General features: G+C 72.9%; 21 protein-coding genes. 13 read left to right on the forward strand and 8 right to left on the reverse strand.

Features of this window, described 5'->3' with window-relative positions; genetic code table 11:
* Positions 1-42 precede the first annotated feature (42 nt).
* The 6 genes from FB558_RS31080 to FB558_RS31105 all read left to right on the forward strand — a co-directional run bounded on the left by FB558_RS31080 (position 43) and on the right by FB558_RS31105 (position 7,200).
* The gene (locus FB558_RS31080; RefSeq protein ID WP_246106883.1) at positions 43-1,203 is read left to right on the forward strand and encodes a GTP-binding protein; all 1,161 of its coding nucleotides are present in this window, start codon (positions 43-45) and stop codon (positions 1,201-1,203) included.
* Positions 1,200-2,042 (forward strand): class I SAM-dependent methyltransferase, encoded by an 843-nt coding sequence (locus FB558_RS31085; RefSeq protein WP_142059673.1) that lies wholly within the window; start codon positions 1,200-1,202, stop codon positions 2,040-2,042. Before FB558_RS31080 ends, FB558_RS31085 begins: the two co-directional genes overlap by 4 nt.
* 422 nt (positions 2,043-2,464) lie before the next feature.
* Positions 2,465-3,997, forward strand: a complete 1,533-nt coding sequence (locus FB558_RS31090) for an ABC transporter substrate-binding protein (protein ID WP_142059675.1) — start codon at positions 2,465-2,467, stop codon at positions 3,995-3,997.
* Complete coding sequence (locus FB558_RS31095; RefSeq protein ID WP_142059677.1) at positions 3,997-4,923, forward strand: ABC transporter permease; 927 nt, start codon at positions 3,997-3,999, stop codon at positions 4,921-4,923. Before FB558_RS31090 ends, FB558_RS31095 begins: the two co-directional genes overlap by 1 nt.
* Positions 4,920-5,618 (forward strand): ABC transporter permease subunit, encoded by a 699-nt coding sequence (locus FB558_RS31100; protein WP_211366985.1) that lies wholly within the window; start codon positions 4,920-4,922, stop codon positions 5,616-5,618. Before FB558_RS31095 ends, FB558_RS31100 begins: the two co-directional genes overlap by 4 nt.
* Before the next feature lie 94 nt (positions 5,619-5,712).
* A complete protein-coding gene (locus FB558_RS31105; RefSeq protein ID WP_142059679.1) occupies positions 5,713-7,200 on the forward strand; it encodes an ATP-binding cassette domain-containing protein in 1,488 nt (495 codons plus the stop codon).
* 323 nt (positions 7,201-7,523) lie between these two features.
* Here FB558_RS31105 and FB558_RS31110 read toward each other — a convergent pair whose 3' ends face one another.
* From FB558_RS31110 to mrf, 3 genes are all read right to left on the reverse strand, one after another.
* Entirely contained in the window at positions 7,524-8,264 is a 741-nt protein-coding gene (locus FB558_RS31110) for a class I SAM-dependent methyltransferase (RefSeq protein WP_142059681.1), read from the reverse strand.
* 536 nt (positions 8,265-8,800) lie between these two features.
* Positions 8,801-9,118 carry an ArsR/SmtB family transcription factor gene (locus tag FB558_RS31115; RefSeq protein WP_246106884.1) on the reverse strand — a complete coding sequence of 106 codons (318 nt, stop codon included), beginning with the start codon at positions 9,116-9,118 and terminating at the stop codon, positions 8,801-8,803.
* 122 nt (positions 9,119-9,240) lie between these two features.
* On the reverse strand, positions 9,241-10,533 hold the full coding sequence (gene mrf / locus FB558_RS31120) for a ribosome hibernation factor-recruiting GTPase MRF (RefSeq protein WP_142059683.1): 1,293 nt from the start codon (positions 10,531-10,533) through the stop codon (positions 9,241-9,243).
* Positions 10,534-10,614: 81 nt separating this feature from the next.
* Between mrf and rpmG the strand changes: the two genes are divergently transcribed.
* The 5 genes from rpmG to FB558_RS31145 are packed head-to-tail and all read left to right on the forward strand — an operon-like array spanning position 10,615 to position 11,945.
* Complete coding sequence (gene rpmG / locus FB558_RS31125; RefSeq protein ID WP_142059685.1) at positions 10,615-10,779, forward strand: 50S ribosomal protein L33; 165 nt, start codon at positions 10,615-10,617, stop codon at positions 10,777-10,779.
* A gap of 1 nt (position 10,780) precedes the next feature.
* Complete coding sequence (gene rpsR / locus FB558_RS31130; protein ID WP_142059687.1) at positions 10,781-11,026, forward strand: 30S ribosomal protein S18; 246 nt, start codon at positions 10,781-10,783, stop codon at positions 11,024-11,026.
* Positions 11,027-11,032: 6 nt separating this feature from the next.
* Complete coding sequence (gene rpmB / locus FB558_RS31135) at positions 11,033-11,269, forward strand: 50S ribosomal protein L28 (RefSeq protein ID WP_142059689.1); 237 nt, start codon at positions 11,033-11,035, stop codon at positions 11,267-11,269.
* On the forward strand, positions 11,269-11,574 hold the full coding sequence (rpsN, locus tag FB558_RS31140; protein WP_142059691.1) for a 30S ribosomal protein S14: 306 nt from the start codon (positions 11,269-11,271) through the stop codon (positions 11,572-11,574). Before rpmB ends, rpsN begins: the two co-directional genes overlap by 1 nt.
* On the forward strand, positions 11,571-11,945 hold the full coding sequence (locus tag FB558_RS31145; RefSeq protein WP_142059693.1) for a hypothetical protein: 375 nt from the start codon (positions 11,571-11,573) through the stop codon (positions 11,943-11,945). Before rpsN ends, FB558_RS31145 begins: the two co-directional genes overlap by 4 nt.
* A 98-nt stretch (positions 11,946-12,043) precedes the next feature.
* Here FB558_RS31145 and rpmF read toward each other — a convergent pair whose 3' ends face one another.
* Positions 12,044-12,214, reverse strand: coding sequence for a 50S ribosomal protein L32 (rpmF, locus tag FB558_RS31150; RefSeq protein WP_142059695.1), 171 nt, complete (start codon positions 12,212-12,214; stop codon positions 12,044-12,046).
* On the reverse strand, positions 12,214-12,462 hold the full coding sequence (locus FB558_RS31155; protein ID WP_142059697.1) for a type B 50S ribosomal protein L31: 249 nt from the start codon (positions 12,460-12,462) through the stop codon (positions 12,214-12,216). The genes rpmF and FB558_RS31155 overlap by 1 nt, the downstream gene beginning before the upstream one ends.
* 140 nt (positions 12,463-12,602) lie before the next feature.
* On the opposite strand from FB558_RS31155, the gene FB558_RS45825 reads away from it, so the two are divergent.
* Both FB558_RS45825 and FB558_RS31160 read left to right on the forward strand, forming a co-directional pair.
* Positions 12,603-12,830 (forward strand): nucleotide-binding protein, encoded by a 228-nt coding sequence (locus tag FB558_RS45825; protein ID WP_425468106.1) that lies wholly within the window; start codon positions 12,603-12,605, stop codon positions 12,828-12,830.
* Between the two features lie 45 nt (positions 12,831-12,875).
* The gene (locus FB558_RS31160) at positions 12,876-13,553 is read left to right on the forward strand and encodes an ATP-binding protein (protein WP_425468107.1); all 678 of its coding nucleotides are present in this window, start codon (positions 12,876-12,878) and stop codon (positions 13,551-13,553) included.
* A gap of 204 nt (positions 13,554-13,757) precedes the next feature.
* Here the strand turns inward: FB558_RS31160 and FB558_RS31165 are convergent, their stop codons facing one another.
* The 3 genes from FB558_RS31165 to FB558_RS31175 are packed head-to-tail and all read right to left on the reverse strand — an operon-like array spanning position 13,758 to position 16,434.
* The gene (locus FB558_RS31165; RefSeq protein ID WP_142059699.1) at positions 13,758-14,612 is read right to left on the reverse strand and encodes a metal ABC transporter permease; all 855 of its coding nucleotides are present in this window, start codon (positions 14,610-14,612) and stop codon (positions 13,758-13,760) included.
* Positions 14,612-15,445 (reverse strand): metal ABC transporter ATP-binding protein, encoded by an 834-nt coding sequence (locus FB558_RS31170; protein WP_142060534.1) that lies wholly within the window; start codon positions 15,443-15,445, stop codon positions 14,612-14,614. The genes FB558_RS31165 and FB558_RS31170 overlap by 1 nt, the downstream gene beginning before the upstream one ends.
* Before the next feature lie 41 nt (positions 15,446-15,486).
* Positions 15,487-16,434 (reverse strand): metal ABC transporter solute-binding protein, Zn/Mn family, encoded by a 948-nt coding sequence (locus FB558_RS31175; protein WP_142059701.1) that lies wholly within the window; start codon positions 16,432-16,434, stop codon positions 15,487-15,489.
* Positions 16,435-16,474: the final 40 nt, after the last annotated feature.

A 16,474-nucleotide genomic window follows, 5' to 3' on the forward strand; every position in this document is an offset into this window, starting at 1 on the left:
TCCCGGACCACGCCCGTCTTGACAACGGTTACCATTTTGTCCGTGCCCGTCATCTCGCGAGTTCCTGTCACCGTCCTGTCCGGTTTCCTCGGCGCCGGCAAGACCACGCTCCTCAACCACGTCCTGAGCAACCGGGAGGGCCGCCGGGTGGCCGTGATCGTCAACGACATGAGCGAGGTCAACATCGACGCCGCGCTCGTCGCCGGGCAGGGCCGGCTGGATCGCACGAGCGAGAAGCTGGTCGAGCTGACCAACGGCTGCATCTGCTGCACCCTGCGCGAGGACCTGCTCGACACCGTCGGCGAGCTGGCCCGCGCGGGCCGCTTCGACACCATCCTGATCGAGTCCTCCGGCATCTCCGAGCCGATGCCGGTGGCCGCCACCTTCGACTGGACCTTTGACGACGGCACCAGCCTGTCCGACCACGCCCGCCTCGACACCATGGTCACCGTCGTGGACGCGGCCGGGTTCCTCGCCGAACTCGTGCGCGGCGACGGGCTCGTCGAACGCGACCTGCAGGCGGCCGATGGTGACGAGCGCAGCATCTCCGACCTGCTCGTCGACCAGGTCGAGTTCGCCGATGTCATCGTGCTCAACAAGACCGACCTCGTCGGCCCGGACGGCCTGGGCACCGTCAGCACGGTGCTGCGTCGGCTCAACCCGACCGCGGAGATCGTCACCGCCCACCGCGGTGTGGTCGACCTCGCCGCGATACTCGACACCGGCCGCTACAACCCGATCACCGCCGCCCAGACCCCCGGCTGGGCCGCCGAACTGGCCGGCAGCCACACCCCCGAGACCGAGGAGTACGGCATCACCTCCATCGTCTACCGCGCCGCCCGCCCGTTCCACCCGGCCCGGCTGCTCACCGCATTGGAGGGCTGGGACGGGGTGTTGCGCAGCAAGGGCTTCTGCCGCATCGCCACCCGCCCCGACGTGCTCGCCGTCTGGTCGCAGGCCGGGCCCAACCTCACCTTCGAGCCCGGCGAGATCATCGGCGCGTCCGACACCACCGGGCAGGAGCTGGTGTTCATCGGAGTCGGGATCACCGTCACCGACACCTACCGCCGCCTCGACCCGGCCCTGCTCACCGACGAGGAGCTCGCCGCCGGGCCCGACGCCTGGCAGCGGCTGCCCGACCCGCTTCCCCTGTGGGACTCCTCCGACCTGCGGGACCACGGCCACCCGCACCCGGTCGGATGACCGGACCGTCCACCGACGACCCGCTGGCCGCGGAGGCCGTGTTCGCGCCCGTCGACGCTGCGCTCACCGACCCGCTCCCCGTCTCGCCGGGTGCGGCGGTGGCCGACATCGGTCCCGGCGCAGGCACCGTGACCCTGCATCTCGCCGAGCGGGTCGGCGCGGACGGGCGCGTCTACGCCGTCGACGTCGATCCCGATGCGCTGGCCGCATTGCGCCACCGCGCCGACGCCGCCGGACTCGGCGAACGCCTGCGCACCGTGCGGCACGACCTCGACGACGGCCCGCCGCGACTGCCCGAACCCGTCGCGCTGGTGTGGTCGGGAGCGTGCGTGCACCACGCCCTGGACCAGGCCGCATCGGTCGTCGGGCTGGCCGGACTGCTCGGTCCCGACGGGACACTCGCCGTCGGCGAGGGCGGGCTACCCCTGCGCACCCTGCCGTGGGACGTCGGCGTCGGCCGGCCCGGCCTGGAGGCCCGGCTCGACGCCGCTCACGACAGCTGGTTCGGCGGTTGGTTCGCCGCCAGGCCGGGTGTCGTGCGGGAGACCCGCGGGTGGTCCGAGCTGCTCCGTTGCGCGGGCCTGCACGGGGTCTCCAGCCGCAGCGCACTGCTCGACCTGCCCGCCCCGCTCACCACGCAGGCCCGCTCGGTCGTGCTCGCCGAGCTCGGCGCGCGCGTTCGGCGGGCGCGCGCATTTCTCGACCTCGACGACGCCCCGGCGTGGGACCGCCTGCTCGACCCGGACGACGCCGACTGGCTCGGACACCGACCCGACCTCGCCCTGCTGACCGCCCGTTCGGTTCATACCGGACGATGCCGCCCATCCGACCCCGGGTGAACTCCGGACATTGCCGCCGGCCCCGAGATGCCGTCGCCGCTCCCTTCGTGATGCGCGGGTGTCACCCGGTGGATCCTCGCAACACCCGCCGACGCGTGGGACAGGTGACCGTCCGACCGGACCTTCCCTGTTGCCCGATCAGCTGTTAGTAACGATTGTCGTTGCCGTGTGATTCGACAGTCAAGAGGCCTTGTGAGCGCCGCACCACCGGGTCGAGGTGCTTCACCAGCACCCGCGGGGCTCGGCTCCTACCGGCCACGGCGGTGGCACGCCGCAGGCTCCACCGCGTTCGTCCTCGTCGCCGACCGTGCCTGCCCACCGTTGCTCGGTCCGGCGCAGACCCGCCCTGGACGCGGCGGCGCGGGCCTCCGCCGCGGCGCTCGCCGGCTGATCCCCCGATCCCAACCATCCGAGAGGAACCTGTGAACACCATCCTCGCCCGGCCCGGCGCTCGCCTGCGCCTCGCCGCCGTCGCGGTCGCGCTCGTCGCGGCGGCCGCCTGCGGCAGTGCCCCTACCGGGGGCGCCAAGCCTGCCGCGGACACGCCGACCGGTCCGTTGCGCATCGTCGCCGCCGGGTCGCCCACCGCCAGCACGTTCGACCCGCACGGATCGTTCGCCAACGAGGCCGACGCCGTCCGGTCCGCGCTGGTCTACGACGCGCTCACCCGCCCGGACGGCAGCGGCGGCACCCGACCCGCCCTTGGCGAGTCCTGGGAACCCGATCCCGACCTGCGGACCTGGACGATCACCATGAGGCAGGGTGTGTCGTTCAGCGACGGGCGCCCGGTCCGTGCCGCGGACGCGCTGTACTCGCTGCGCCGGATCGCCCGCAAGGGCGCGGAGAACTTCGGCCGCCTCGCCGAGATCGACACCGAGGCCTCGTCCGCTCCCGACGACACGACCCTGCGGCTGGTGCTGCGCGCCCCGAACGCCGGTCTGCCCCAGGCGCTCGAGGCCGTCTCGATGGTCGTGCCCGAGGGCGCCGACGACTTCAGCTCACCGGTTCCGGGCTCCGGCCCGTTCGTCCCGTCCGGCACCGACGCCCAGACCACGGTGCTGACCCGCAACGACTCCTGGTGGGGCCCACCGCCGCCCGAGGAGAGCATCGAGCTGCGCGCCGTGCCCGACACCCAGGCCCGGGCCGCCGCCGTGACCTCGGGGCAGGCCAACTTCGCTGGCAGCGTCAGCCCGGCGGCGGCCCGCGCGGCCGAGCAGACCGGCGACGTGCAGGTCGTCCGCCGCCCGGGCGTCACGCTCTACCCGCTGGTCATGCGCCTGGACACCGCGCCGTTCGACCGCCCCCAGGTGCGCGAGGCCGTCAAGCTGGCCGTGGACCGCGAGCAGCTCGTGCAGACGGTCTTCCTCGGACTCGGCACCGTCGGCGACGACGTCCTGTCCCCCGACGTCGGCCCGGGCGTCGAGCAGCGGACCCGCGACGTGACCCGCGCGCGCGCCCTGCTCGCCGAGGCCGGGTTCCCCGACGGGCTCGACGTCGAGCTGCGCAGCACCAGCCTTTACCCGGGGATGGACACCACCGCCACGCTCGTCGCGCAGCAGCTCGCGGAGGCGGGGATCCGGGTCCAGGTGACCCTGGAACCACCGGACACCTACTTCAGCACCGTGTTCGCCAGCGCGCCGTTCTACGTCAGCTACTACGGCGGCATCCCGTTCACCGACATCGCGCGGGTGGCGCTGGTGTCGCAGACCCCCGCCAACGAGACGGCGTGGCGACTTCCCGAGTGGGACACCGGTTTCGCCGAGGCCCTCGGCACCGCCGACGACGCGCAGCGCGCTGCGCGGCTCGGGGAGCTGCAGCGGCAGATCCAGACCGACGGCGGCTACGTGGTGTGGGGCTTCGGTGACGGGGTCGATCTCGCCGCCACCGGTGTCACCGGGGCACCCACCGGTCCCGGGTTCTCCCGCCTGTACCTGGACCAGCTGTCGCGCAACTGATGCTGTCCATCCTCGCGCGGCGGCTGGTGCGCGCCGCGGCGGCGCTGGTGGTGGCCTGCGCACTGGTCGCCGCCGCGGTCGAGCTGCTGCCCGGTGACGCCGCCGAGGTGCGGGCCGGGCCGTACGCGACCCCGGCCGCGGTCGAACAGGTCCGCGCGGAACAGGGCCTGGACCGGCCCGCCGTCATCCGCTGGCTGGAGTGGGCGGGCGCGGCGGTGCGCGGTGACCTGGGCACCTCGGCCCTGTCGGACCGCCCGGTCCTCGACATGCTCGCGCAACGATGGCCCGCTACGGCCGCACTGGCCGGGCTGTCGCTGCTGGTCGCGGTCCCGCTGACCGCGCTGGCCGTCGCCGCAGCCCTGCGCAGGCGCCGCGGCGGCGACGCCCTGCTCACCGCGGCGGTCGCGGTGCCGCAGGTCGTGGTGGCCGGCGCGCTCACCGCGGTGCTCGCCGGGCTGGCGGGCTGGCTGCCGCCGGTGTCGCTGCTGGCGCCGGGCACCCCGGTGCTGGCCCAACCGCGGCTGCTGGTGCTGCCGGTGCTCAGCCTCGCGCTGCCGACGGCCGCGTTCGCCGCAGTGCTGCTGCGCGGCGCCGCGGCCGACGCCGTCGACGCCCCGCACGTGCGCGACGCCCGGCTGCGCGGATTGTCGCCGTGGGTCGTCACGCTCCGGTACGTCGCCGGTGCGCTCGCGGCGCCCGCCGTCGGAGTGTTCGCGGTCGTCGGCGGAGCGCTGATCGCGGGCACCGCGCTGGTCGAATCCGTCTTCGGGGTCGCCGGGCTGGGCGAACTGCTCGTCACCGCCGTCGCGACCCGGGACATGGTCGTGGTCCAGGCGGTCGCCGCGATCGCCGCCACCGCGGTGCTCGCCGGACTGACCGTCGCCGAGGTGGTCGCCGACCTCACGACCGGACCGGGCCGGTCGTGACCGCCCGGTGGATCGCGCCTGCAGCCGCGGCCGCGGTGGCGCTGCTGGTCGTCACGGGTGGATGGCTGGCCCCGCACACCGTGGACACCGTGATTGGGCTGCCGTGGGAGACCGCCCGCCCAGGGGCACCGCTCGGGACGGACTCGCTGGGTCGCGACGTCCTGTCGCGCACCTTGGCCGGGGGCCTCGGCATCGCCGCGACGGCCGTGCTCGCCGGTGTCGCCACCACGGCCGTCGGCACCGCGCTGGGCCTGCTCGCGGGGTGGCGGGGCGGGGTGGCCGACCGCGCGGTCCGCGCCGTGGCCGACGTCCTGCTCGCGCTGCCCGCGCTCGTCGCCGCGCTGGTGCTCGCGGTGGCGCTGCCCGGGCCTGTCGCGGTGGTCGTCGGCTCGGTGGTCGTCGGCGCACCCTTGACCGCCAAGCTGGTGCGCGACGGCACCCGCCGGGTCCGGGCGGCGGGTTTCGTCGAGGCCGCCGTCGCCCGCGGGGAACGCACGCCGGCCGTGCTGGTGCGGGAGGTGCTCCCGGCGCTGGCCGGGCTGACCGCCGCGGACGCCGGGCTGCGGTTCGTCGTCGCCCTGCAACTCGCCTCCGCGCTCGGGGTGCTCGGGTTCGGGGCGCAGCCGCCCGCCGCGGACTGGGCGTTGATGCTGCGCGAGGACCTGCCGGGCGCCGTCCTCAACCCGCCGCGGTGATCGCCCCGGCGGTCGGGTTGGCGCTGACCGCGTGTGCGATCGCGGTCGCGACGGCCGGGGCGGGCCGCGTCGCCGGCCGCACCGGGGCAAGCGCATGACGAGCGGCCCGGTGCTCGCGGTCCACGAGCTGACCGTCGTCGACGTGGCGGGCGCCACCGTTCTGGACGCGGCCTGCCTGCACGCACGACCGGGCCGCATCGTCGCCGTGCGCGGCCCGTCGGGGTGCGGCAAGTCGACCCTGTTGCACGCCGTGCTCGGTGCGCTGCCCCCCGGGCTCCACGCGACCCGCGGCACCGTGACCTGGAACGGTGCCCCCGTTCCCACGGGCCGGGCGGCGCGGCGCTGGCGCCGCGCCGAGGTCGGGCTGTGCGCACAGGAGTCCGGAACCTCACTGCACCCCCGGCGCCGGGTCCTCGACCTCGTGCTGGAGGCCGTCCCCGCCCGGGACCGCCGCGCGCACACCGCCGCGGCCTGCGAGCTGCTCGTCGGGCTCGGGCTCGATCTCCCGCTGCACCACAGGTTCCCGGCGGAGCTCTCCGGCGGGCAGGCCCAGCGCGTCGCGCTGGCCAGGGCGCTGCTCCCCGGGCCCGCGCTGCTGCTCGCCGACGAACCCACCCGGGGCCTCGACGCGCACGCCGCCGAGGTCGTGCACGCGAGGTTGGCCCGGCGGCGCGCCGCCGGGGCGGTCACGATCGTTGTCACCCACGACGATGCGCTGTCCGGGATCGCCGACGACGTGGTGACCCTGACGCCGCACGCCGTACCCGTCACCGCCCGGCCCGCCTACCCGCGTCGCGCCGGACCGGTCGTGCTGGAGGTTCGCGGGCTGACCGTCGGGCAACCCCCCGGGGGTGCCGCGGTGGTCCGCGATGCCGATCTGCGGGTGCACGCCGGTGAGCGGGTCGCAGTACTCGGCGACTCGGGCAGCGGCAAGACCACCCTGATACGGGCCGTCGCGGGCCTGCACCCACCGAACGAGGGCGAGGTCCGGCTTGCCGGTGCGCCACTGCCCGCGCTCGCCGGGCAGCGCAGCAGGATACAGCGGTCCGCGGTGCAGCTCGTGGGCCAGGACCCGCAGGGCGAGCTCAACCCGGCGCACCGCGCCCGGACCGCCGTGCGCCGCCCCCTGCGGGTGCTGCGCGGGTTCACCCGGGACCGGGCCGCCGCCGAGGCTGATGCCCTGCTCGCCGGCCTCGGTCTCGACGCCGCAACCGGCCGCCGCCGCCCCGGGGCCCTGTCGGGCGGGCAACGGCAGCGGGTCGCACTCGCCCGCGCTCTCGCCGCAGCCCCGCGGGTGCTGCTGGCCGACGAACCCACCGCGGCGCTCGACGCCGATACGGCTGCATCGTTCCTCGCCCGGCTCGACGCCCTGCGCGACGACGGAATCGGGGTGCTGCTCACCACGCACGACGACGCCCTCGCCCGCTGGGCGGACCGCCGCGTCCGGATCGTCGACGGCGTACTCGTCGAGGAACAACCCCCGGTGCCCCCTCCACCTGGGCCCCCTACCCCTGCGACGCGCTGCCCCGGGGAACCCGCCACCTCCGCAGACGAGGCCGATGCCGCCCGACACCTCCGATGAACCGACCACCGCCGACCTGCAGGCGGCCAGGATGCGCTGCAGGCGGTACCCGGTGCGGCCGATGCGCTGGTCGCGCTGCTTCCCGGGCGGCCGGGCGACCGCCGGCTCGTCGCGCTCATCGTCCCCACCGCGGCTCACCCGCTGGCATCCGCGCCGCCGCGGTCACCTCGGCAGGGGTTCGGGCCCGGGGACCGGGCGGACGTCGCGACCTCGTCGCACGGCTCGACGCCTTACGCACAGCGACACTTCCGGGCCGGGCTCCGCGTGTGTGTGCCGGTGCCGCTACCTGCGTTCGTCGCGTTGGTTCGGGTGAGGCTGGCCGGTCATCGACGGACCGCGCATATGAGCCGATCGCCGACGGCCTCGGCCCGCAGACCTGCGTCGTCCAGCTCGGCACACAGCCCCGCGACGTCCAGCACGTACCAACGGTGCGACATCCGCTCCTCGCGCAGCACCTGCCTGCCCTCGACGACGCGGTAGGTGATGTGCCAGACAACGGACTTCGGCCCGTCGGGTTCGGCGCGGCCCGACGTCACGACGGACTGCCGCCCGACCGGGACCGAGCCCCAGTCCATCTCGGGTATCGCGGTCACCGTGTAGGGCGGCTGCACGGTGATCAGCAGGGGCGCACCGGGCAGTAGACGGTCCGCCGCCATGTCCCACAGTCGGCGCCGCTGGGTGGGCTCGAGGTGTCCGAGCATGTTGAGCGCGAGCGCCGCCGACCACCGCCCGGGCAGGTCGGCACCGGCCAGGTCCGTGGGCAGGACCGTGGTCCGCCCGCGCAACAACTCGGGGTCCAACGCGAGCCGGGACAGCAGCACCGCCCGCATCGGCGCCGACGGTTCGACGGCAACGATCGGACCGATCGGCATCGACCGCCCGACCGCGAGCACCCCCCGCCCACCGCCGGCCCCGATGTCGACCACGGCCGCATGGGGATCGGAGGGAGCTCTGGTCAGTGACTCGGCCAGCTGCAGGTCCAGCTCGGTCCACGCCTCCGACAGGGCGATCTCGACGAACTCCGCGACGGCGGCGTACGGCTCGGCCTCAACGGAGAATGCCACACCGCCAGTCTGTCGATGACGATTGTCATCGTCAATGTAGATCAGCCACCGACCGGGCGCCCGTCATGCATCGAGGGCTGGCGCTATGCGCGCCAGTTGGTCGCACAGTCTCACGCCCGTGACTGCCCACTGACCCGTTCATAGAGGTGTCCGCTGCACGCCGCCGTTCCTGCACGAGTGACGGGATAACGACATACCATTCGCAAGTGCGCATACGCATGTATCTACTACTGCGACCAAGGAGAGCATTTCGTGACCACCACCGAGTACCGCCAGGCCGAGAACCACACCCACACCCACACCCACGGCCCCGGTTGCGGGCACGCGTCAGTGCTGCACGCCGACGACGTCGACTACCTGCATGACGGGCATGTGCACCGCGAGCACCACACCAGCGGACGATGTGCACTACGACGAGTGCCTCGCCTGCTCGTGCGGCAGCTGCGCCGACTCGTGCGCGGTCTGCGTCTGTGCCGGCTGCACCTGCCCACCTGTACGCACGCGGGCCTGAGTAGCCACTCGTCGCCCGGGCACGGCTACCGGCCGTGCTCGGCGACGTGCTGGCCCGCGTCCCCGACGATGTGCCGCACGTGGTCGTCGAGTAACCGGTACACCCGCTCTCGATGCCGGCGGTCGACCGCGACCAGCCGGGCCGCCCGCAGCACTCGCAGGTGCTGCGAGACCAGTGGCTGGCTGACCCCGAGCGCCTCGACCAGCTCGCTCACCGATCGCGGCGCGGCCGACAGCTCCACGACGATGGGGAGCCGGACCGGTGTGGATAGGGCCCGGAACAGCTCCCCCATCGCCTCGACCGCGTCGCGCCGGGCGACGTCGGGCGCCACCGGTTCGCTCACCTCCGACCGTAAGACATGCACAGGTGTTCACCCAGACATAAACGGCGGCGGCAGGAGTTTTCCGCGCCTCACGCGGGCGGTGACGGCCGGCACGCAGACTGCCACGGTGAGATCGGGCCCCGTCAGACGTGCCCTTCGCCGCGCCCGCGTCCGGCCGAGGGGTGAGCATCCGACTCCGCACATGGCTCTGTGTGCCAGAAGCCGAACGGGTCGTCGAAGTGCTGCCACGCCGGTTCGCCGGCGGCGAGTTCGAGGTCGTTGAGCAGCGCTTCGCGCAGTACCGCGTCGATGTCGTCGGGGTCGGCGCCGTCGACGAGGATGGCGAGTTCCTGCACGCGATCGCCCCACCGCGGGTGCCAGCGCAACGCGGCGGCCGCCCTCCGCTCGGGATCGGCCTGCCCCCAGGCTTCGTCGCCCTCGGCGGCCAGCCAGTCGCCGACGTGGCCGACCTGCAGGCCGCCGCCCGCGGACTCCAGCCACAGGCACGCCTCGGGGCGGGTGGCCAACCAGATCCGTCCACGGGCGCGAACGACGCCTTGCAGCAGCACGTCGATCGCCCCATGCAGCCGCTCCGGGTGGAACGGCCGCCGCGCGGTGAAGGTGATCATCCGGATGTCGCTGTCGCCGTCCAGCGGAGGCTGACCGCGCAGCAACGCGGCATGCGGGTGGTCGGGACGGCCCCGGCGGGCGCCGTCGGGCAGGTCCTCCAGCAGTACGCGACGGTCGAGGTCGGCGGTCACCAGCCGCGGGGCCAGCGGGGCCAGCCGGGCCAGTACGGCGTCGGTGCGGGCCAGCACCCAGGGCTCGGCCGGACCGGCCAGCACCAGCAGGTCGGCGAACTCGGCGTGCCCCACCACCAGCTGCGCGATCGTGCGCTCGTCGTCGGGCAGCGGTGCGAGGCCGCGCTCGCCGACCTCGTCGTCGGCGCCGGCGTCGTCCAACCAGCAACCGGCGTCGAGGACGCTCACCACCCCGCACAGGTCGAGGGTGTCGGTGACCAGTGCCCGTTCGGCCCCGTCGTCGCGCACACCGTCGTCGAGCACACCGTCGTCGAGCGCGACGTGCAGCAGGGTCCAGCACACCTGCTCGGGTTCGACCGCCGCGTCGAGGTGCAACACGACCCCGCGGACGTCCGGGCGGCGGCCCAGCGCGCGCAGCATCGGCAGCACGTCCTCCCGCAAGGTGCACGAGACGCATCCGTGGGCCAGCTCCAGGACCGTCGTGTCGTCCGACCCGTCGGTCCGCAGCCGGCGCCGCACGACGCCCTGGCCGACCTCGCGCAGGTCGTGGTGCAGCACCACGGTGCCGGGTTGCTCCACCCGCATGCGGGCGATCACCTGCTCGAGAGCCTCCGCGGCCACTGCCGTGGTGCCGCCCGCCACCACGATCAATCGGGTCCGATCGTCCTGTGCCATATGCGTTCCTTCTCGTCGGGTGGCCTGCTACCGTCCATCCTAGATGACAACGATTGTCGTAACGGGAGAGGTGTTTGCGTCATGGCCAGCACGGAGCTCCGGCCGATCGTCAAGCTGCGATCGACCGCCGGAACCGGCGTCACTTACGTGACCCGCAAGAACCGGCGCAACGACCCGGACCGGATGGTGCTGCGCAAGTACGACTGCGTGCTGCGCCGCCACGTCGAGTTCCGCGAAGAGCGCTGACGTGGCCACGCGGTCGTCCGATCGGCGTACACCCAAGCGCAAGGTCAACCCGCTGCACGCGAAGCGGATCACCGAGGTGGACTGGAAGGACACCGCGCTGCTGCGCACGTTCATCTCCGACCGAGGCAAGATCCGCGCCCGGCGGGTCACCGGGCTGAGCCCCCAGCAGCAGCGGAAGGTGGCCACCGCCATCCGCAACGCCCGCGAGATGGCGCTACTCCCCTACCCCCACTCCGCGAAGGGCTGAGCCACGATGTCGCGACACTGCCAGCTCACCGGCCGCAAACCCGGCTTCGGCAAGTCGGTCTCCCATTCCCATCGGCGCACCAACCGGCGGTGGGACCCCAACATCCAGTCCCGCCGCTACTGGCTGCCCGGTGAGAAGCGATGGATTCGCCTGAAGTTGTCCACCAAGGGGATCAAGACCGTCGACAAGCTCGGCGTCGATGCGACCGTCGCCCGGTTGCGCGCACGGGGGGAAAAGGTCTGATGGCCAAGCGCAGCAAGATCGTCCGCAATGAGCAGCGGCGCGCGATCGTCGCCAAGCATGCGGAGCGCCGGGCCCGACTCAAGACGGTCATCGCGAGCCCGTCCAGCTCCGAGGACGAGCGCGACGCAGCCGTGCGCGAACTGCGCCGGCAGCCGCGGGACGCCAGCGCCACCCGCGTACGCAACCGGGACGTCGTCGACGGCAGACCCCGAGGCCACCTGCGCGCCTTCGGGGTGTCCCGCATCCGGTTGCGCGAACTGGCCCACGCCGGCTACCTGCCGGGCGTCCGCAAGTCGAGCTGGTGAACGGCTTCGCACCGGGCTACACGGCGGTGCTGTGCGCGGCCGCCCCGTGTCGCACCGAGACCTTCGGGGAAACCACCACGACACTGCGCGAATGCGTGCGGACCAGCCGGCACGGCGTGCTGGTCACGTCCGGATGCACGTTGGGTGCCCTCAGCTGCCGGCTGCGACCGCCGGGGCCGCTGCTCGTGGTGCAGCCCTGCGACGACGAGCGGAGACCGCTGGGGCCGGCCGTGCGGATCGGACCCGTCATCAGGCCCGACGACATCAGCTCGATCGAGGGCTGGATCCGCGGTGACCGGCTCGACCCCACACTCCTGCCGTCACACCTGATGGGCCTGCACCGCCGCACGCGGGGCGCCGGTCAGAACTGACACCCCTACACGGCGCCTCCCACACCATGTCGCCGGGCACGCCGTCGCCGGTCTCCTCGACCGCGGCGGCGTGCCGTCGACGTCACTGCGGCGGGGCGTCAGTCCGGCGGGGTGAGAATGCCGCGCTGGTAGGCCCGGACCAGCCGGCGGGGAACGAGGTGTCGGCACCCCGCGATCATCACCGGCACGAGTTCCGGCGGGGTGGCCTTCCACTGCGCCCGGCGGCTGCGGGTGTTGCTGCGCGAGGTGCGCCGCTTGGGGACGGCCATCAGCGCCTGCTGCCGTAGCGGCGGCGGAACTTCTCGACCTGGCCGGCCTCGTCGAGCACGCGCTGGGTGCCGGTCCAGAACGGGTGGGAGTACGCGGTGACGTCGACCATGATCAGCGGATACGTTCGGCCGTCGGCCCAGTCCACGGTGCGCGTCGAGGTGGCCGTGGATCGGGTGAGGAAGGCGTCGCCGGTGGTGCGGTCCTGAAAGACGACCGGGCGATAGTCGGGATGAATACCGGGCTTCATGCGCGTCCTTCGGTTCGATGGAGCTGGCGCCTGCAGTCTAGACGACAACGATTGTCATTTTTGAACAAGGGCGTGTTGGGCCGACTTGATGACAACCGTTACCGTCACACGATCTGGTCGGACACAGCTGAGGGAGTCGGATGCGCGTCGCGTTCGTGGGCAAGGGCGGTAGCGGGAAGACCACGTCAGCGGCGGTGTTCAGCCGCTACCTGGCGGCACCGGGTCGGCCCGTGCTGGCGGTGGACGCGGACATCAACCAGTACCTGGCACAAGCCCTGGGCCATGCCGGTCCACCTCCTCGGGCACTCGGGTCCGACCTGGGGTGGCTCAAGAACCACCTGCGGGGCACGAACCCGCTGATCACCTAACCCGATGTGATGATCAAGACGACACCACCGGGGACCGGATCGCGGATGGTCGACTTCGCTCCGGACGGCGAGCTCCTGGCCCGCTACGCGACGACGACGCCCGAGGGTGTGCGGCACCTCGCCACCGGCGCGTTCGACGAGGCCGACATCGGTATCGCCTGCTACCACTCCAAGACCGGTGCGGTGGAGCTCTACCTCAACCACCTACTCGACGGGCCCGGCGAGTACGTCGTCGTGGACATGACCGCGGGAGCCGACGCGTTCGCGTCCGGACTGTTCACCCGCTTCGACCTGACGGTGCTGGTGTGCGAGCCGACAAGGCGCGGGGTGGGCGTGTACGCGCAGTACGCCGAGCTCGCGTCGGGGCACGGCGTGGCGCTGCGCGTGCTGGGCAACAAGGTGGTCGACGCCGACGACGCCGCGTTCCTACGCGACGAGGTCGGCGATGCGCTCCTGGGCTGCGTCGGCCAGTCGCGGTGGGTCCCGGACCTCGAGCCCGGCAACCTCGCAGCGTTCGACGCCCTGCTCGCCGCGCTCGACGAACGGCCGCGGGACTGGGCGGCCTACCACCGCCGGACGGTCGAGTTCCACCTGCGCAACGCCGCCGCCTGGGCGAACCGGGCGATCGGCGTCGACCTCGCGGCCCAGGTCGACGCCTCCTTCGTGCCGCAGCACGCATGGGCACCGCCGACGAACGCGGCCCACGCCGTCCCCATCGGCTGAACGGACGAGGACCTGGGCCGGGACCTTCTCCAGCCCCGACGGAGATGACCGGATGCTCGGCGGAGTAGTGGGCAAGGCGGCCGACACCGGGCTGATTCGCCAGAACCACGGCATGTCGGACACCGGTTCCGTCGCGGTGGTCGCCCACAGCAGCCGCCCCATCCGGTACCGGCTCACCGCCCGTTGGACTGTTGGCGGCGCGGATCAGCCGACGCGTACCCGGCCGCGGAGCCGCCCCACGAGACGGCAGCCGAGGTAGATGAGGAACGCGATGGTGGCGACGTAGCCGGAGATCGGCAGCCCGGGAGCGAGCGACAGGACCGTGCCGCCCAGCAGCGAGACCTCGGCGAACACGATCGCGAGCACGGTGGCCAGCACCGGGCTCGAGGTCACCCGCGCCGCAGCCGCCCCGGGGATCACCAATACCGCGAGTACGAGGATCGCACCGACAACTGGAACGGCGATGGCCGTGGTGAGGGCGATCAGCACGGCGAACAGAGGCGACAGCAGCCGCGTCGGCACCCCGCGGGCCGCGGCGACATCAGGGTCCGTACTCGCGAACAGCAGCGGCCGGTAGAACACCGCGAGCACGGCGAGGACCACGACGACGACCGAGCCCAGCACGGCCAGGTTGGTGGAGTCGACCGACACGATCGACCCGGTGAGCAGCCCGAACTTGTTGGATGCCCGGCCCTCGTAGAGGGCGAGGAAGAGCACCCCGAGGCCGAGGCCGAACGCGAGGATCACGCCGATCACGGAGTCCCGCTCGCGCTGGCGCAGACCCAGCAACCCGAACACCAGCCCCGCGGCCACCGCGCCGGCCACCGCGCCAAGGCTGACGCTGATCCCGAGCAGCAGTGCCGCCGCACCGCCGGTGAAGGCCAGCTCCGCGGTGCCGTGCACCGCGAAGGCCATCCCGCGCGCGACGATCAGCGGGGCCAGCATCCCGGCGACCACGCCGAGCAGCGCCGCGGCGAGCAGGGCGTTCTGCACGAACGGGAGGGCCAGCAGCTCACCGATGTTCTCCATGGTGAACAACCGCGACAGGTACTCGTTCATCAGCGGTCGTACCTCGACATCGTGTCCTGGTCGTGATGGTCGTCGGCGGTGTGCGGGACGGCGTCGGCGCCCACGACAACCAGCCGACCGCGGACCCGCAGCACGTCAACGTCGGTGCGGTAGAGCTCCGAGAGCGACGCCGACGTCATGGCCTCCGCCGGCGTCCCGATCCGGAACCGCCCGTCGACGAGGTAGAGGACGCGGTCGACCAGCGGCAGAACGGGGTTGATCTCGTGGGTGACGAACAGCACGGCGGTGTCGGCCGATCTCCGCCGCTGATCGATGAGACGGGTAACGACCCGCTGGTGGGCCAGGTCGAGCGACAGCAGCGGCTCGTCGCAGAGCAGGATCGCCGGATCACCGACGAGTGCCTGCGCCACGCGGAGCCGCTGCTGCTCGCCGCCGGAGAGGCGCCCCACCGGCGCGTCGGCGTAGGGCGTGGCGCCGACCGACTCCAGCGCCACCCGGACCCGTTCCCGCCGACGGGCCCGCCCGGTCAAGCCCAGTCCGAGGCGGTGCCCGTCCAGGCCGAGCCCGACGAGGTCACGACCCCTCAGCGTGAGGTCCTCGGCGAGGGCCTTCTGCTGCGGCACGTAGCCGATGGCCCCGCTCCCCCGCCGCGGCGGCCGCCCCTCGACACGCACCGTGCCGGCGTGCAGGGTTTGCAGGCCGAGCAGCACCCGCAGCAGCGTGGTCTTGCCCGAACCGTTGGGTCCGAGCACGGCGACGAACTCACCGCGGGCGAGGTCGAGATCGAGCCCGTCCCAGAGCACGCGGTCACCGAACCGCAGCGCCGCCCCGCGCAGCGACACCGGAGGCTCCGCCGTCAGCATGCGGTGCGCCTGCTGCACCACGGTGGCCACAGAAACCCTGATCAGGCTGCGCCGTCGAGCGCCGCGGTTAGTGCGTCGATCTGCTGGGTCATCCACGTGACGTAGTCGTCGGTGCCCTCGGCCAGGGTCTCGGTGACCTGGACGATCGGCACACCACTGGCCGTGGCGGCGTCAGCGACCTGGAGCGTGGCGGCGTCCTCGACCTGGGTGTTCGCGACCAGTGCCTTCACCGGGTCCGGCCCCTCGAACAGGGCCAGCGTCTCGGCCACGACGAGGGCGGGGGCGTCCTGGCCCTCCTCGACGGCCTCGGCGAACTCTTCGGGCGTGGCGTTGACCAGGCCCGCGGCCTCGATGATGTAGACCGGGATGGGCTCGGTGATCGCCACCCGCTCGCCCTCGTGCGCCAACTTGATGGCGTCGAGCTTCGCCAGCAGCTCGTCGATCGCGGTAGTGAAGTCGGTGGCGTTGGTGGTGAAGGTCGACGCCTGGGCAGGGTCGGCGGTCCCGAGGTCGGCGGCAATGGTGTCGGCCAGCATCTTGACCGTCGGCAGGCTGTACCAGACGTGTTCGTTGAACTCCTCGCCTGCGGGCACCTGGGCCTCGAGCCCGGAGAGCTCGGCCACGTTGATGGCCGTCGGGTTCGTGCCAGCCGCCTCGATCAGCTGGTCGGCGAACGGGTCGTAGTCCGCACCGTTGTAGACGACGAGCTGCGCCTCGTTGACCGCCACCGCGTCCGCCGGGGTGCTCTCGTACTCGTGCGGATCGGCGTCCGGGTTGTCGATGATCGAGGTGACGGCCACGGCGTCGCCGCCGACGGCCTCGACGATGCTGCCGTAGACGTTGGTGGAGGCGACGACCGCGATCGGGCCGCCGTCGGCAGGCGCACCGGGCGCAGGTTCTGCGGGGGCGGGACTTCCTGATCCGCAGGCGGTGAGGGCGAGGGCGGTGGCCAGCGCCACGAGCGGCGGGATCACACGGCGGGCAGTCATCGGTACTCCGGATTCGGGGGGAGCGACATGAGAATGAGAA

The sequence above is a fragment of the Pseudonocardia kunmingensis genome (assembly GCF_006716445.1).
In the GTDB taxonomy this organism is placed as follows: Bacteria; Actinomycetota; Actinomycetes; order Mycobacteriales; family Pseudonocardiaceae; genus Pseudonocardia; species Pseudonocardia kunmingensis.

Bases quoted from the DNA above. Each gene is read 5' to 3' on its own strand.
- FB558_RS31085 (WP_142059673.1), top strand. From the start codon at position 1,200: ATGACCGGACCGTCCACCGACGACCCGCTGGCCGCGGAGGCCGTGTTC.
- FB558_RS31095 (WP_142059677.1), top strand. From the start codon at position 3,997: ATGCTGTCCATCCTCGCGCGGCGGCTGGTGCGCGCCGCGGCGGCGCTG.
- FB558_RS31105 (WP_142059679.1), top strand. From the start codon at position 5,713: ATGACGAGCGGCCCGGTGCTCGCGGTCCACGAGCTGACCGTCGTCGAC.
- mrf (WP_142059683.1), bottom strand. From the start codon at position 10,533: ATGGCACAGGACGATCGGACCCGATTGATCGTGGTGGCGGGCGGCACC.
- rpmG (WP_142059685.1), top strand. From the start codon at position 10,615: ATGGCCAGCACGGAGCTCCGGCCGATCGTCAAGCTGCGATCGACCGCC.
- rpmB (WP_142059689.1), top strand. From the start codon at position 11,033: ATGTCGCGACACTGCCAGCTCACCGGCCGCAAACCCGGCTTCGGCAAG.
- rpsN (WP_142059691.1), top strand. From the start codon at position 11,269: ATGGCCAAGCGCAGCAAGATCGTCCGCAATGAGCAGCGGCGCGCGATC.
- rpmF (WP_142059695.1), bottom strand. From the start codon at position 12,214: ATGGCCGTCCCCAAGCGGCGCACCTCGCGCAGCAACACCCGCAGCCGC.
- FB558_RS31155 (WP_142059697.1), bottom strand. From the start codon at position 12,462: ATGAAGCCCGGTATTCATCCCGACTATCGCCCGGTCGTCTTTCAGGAC.
- FB558_RS45825 (WP_425468106.1), top strand. From the start codon at position 12,603: ATGCGCGTCGCGTTCGTGGGCAAGGGCGGTAGCGGGAAGACCACGTCA.
- FB558_RS31160 (WP_425468107.1), top strand. From the start codon at position 12,876: ATGGTCGACTTCGCTCCGGACGGCGAGCTCCTGGCCCGCTACGCGACG.
- FB558_RS31165 (WP_142059699.1), bottom strand. From the start codon at position 14,612: ATGAACGAGTACCTGTCGCGGTTGTTCACCATGGAGAACATCGGTGAG.
- FB558_RS31170 (WP_142060534.1), bottom strand. From the start codon at position 15,445: ATGCTGACGGCGGAGCCTCCGGTGTCGCTGCGCGGGGCGGCGCTGCGG.
- FB558_RS31175 (WP_142059701.1), bottom strand. From the start codon at position 16,434: ATGACTGCCCGCCGTGTGATCCCGCCGCTCGTGGCGCTGGCCACCGCC.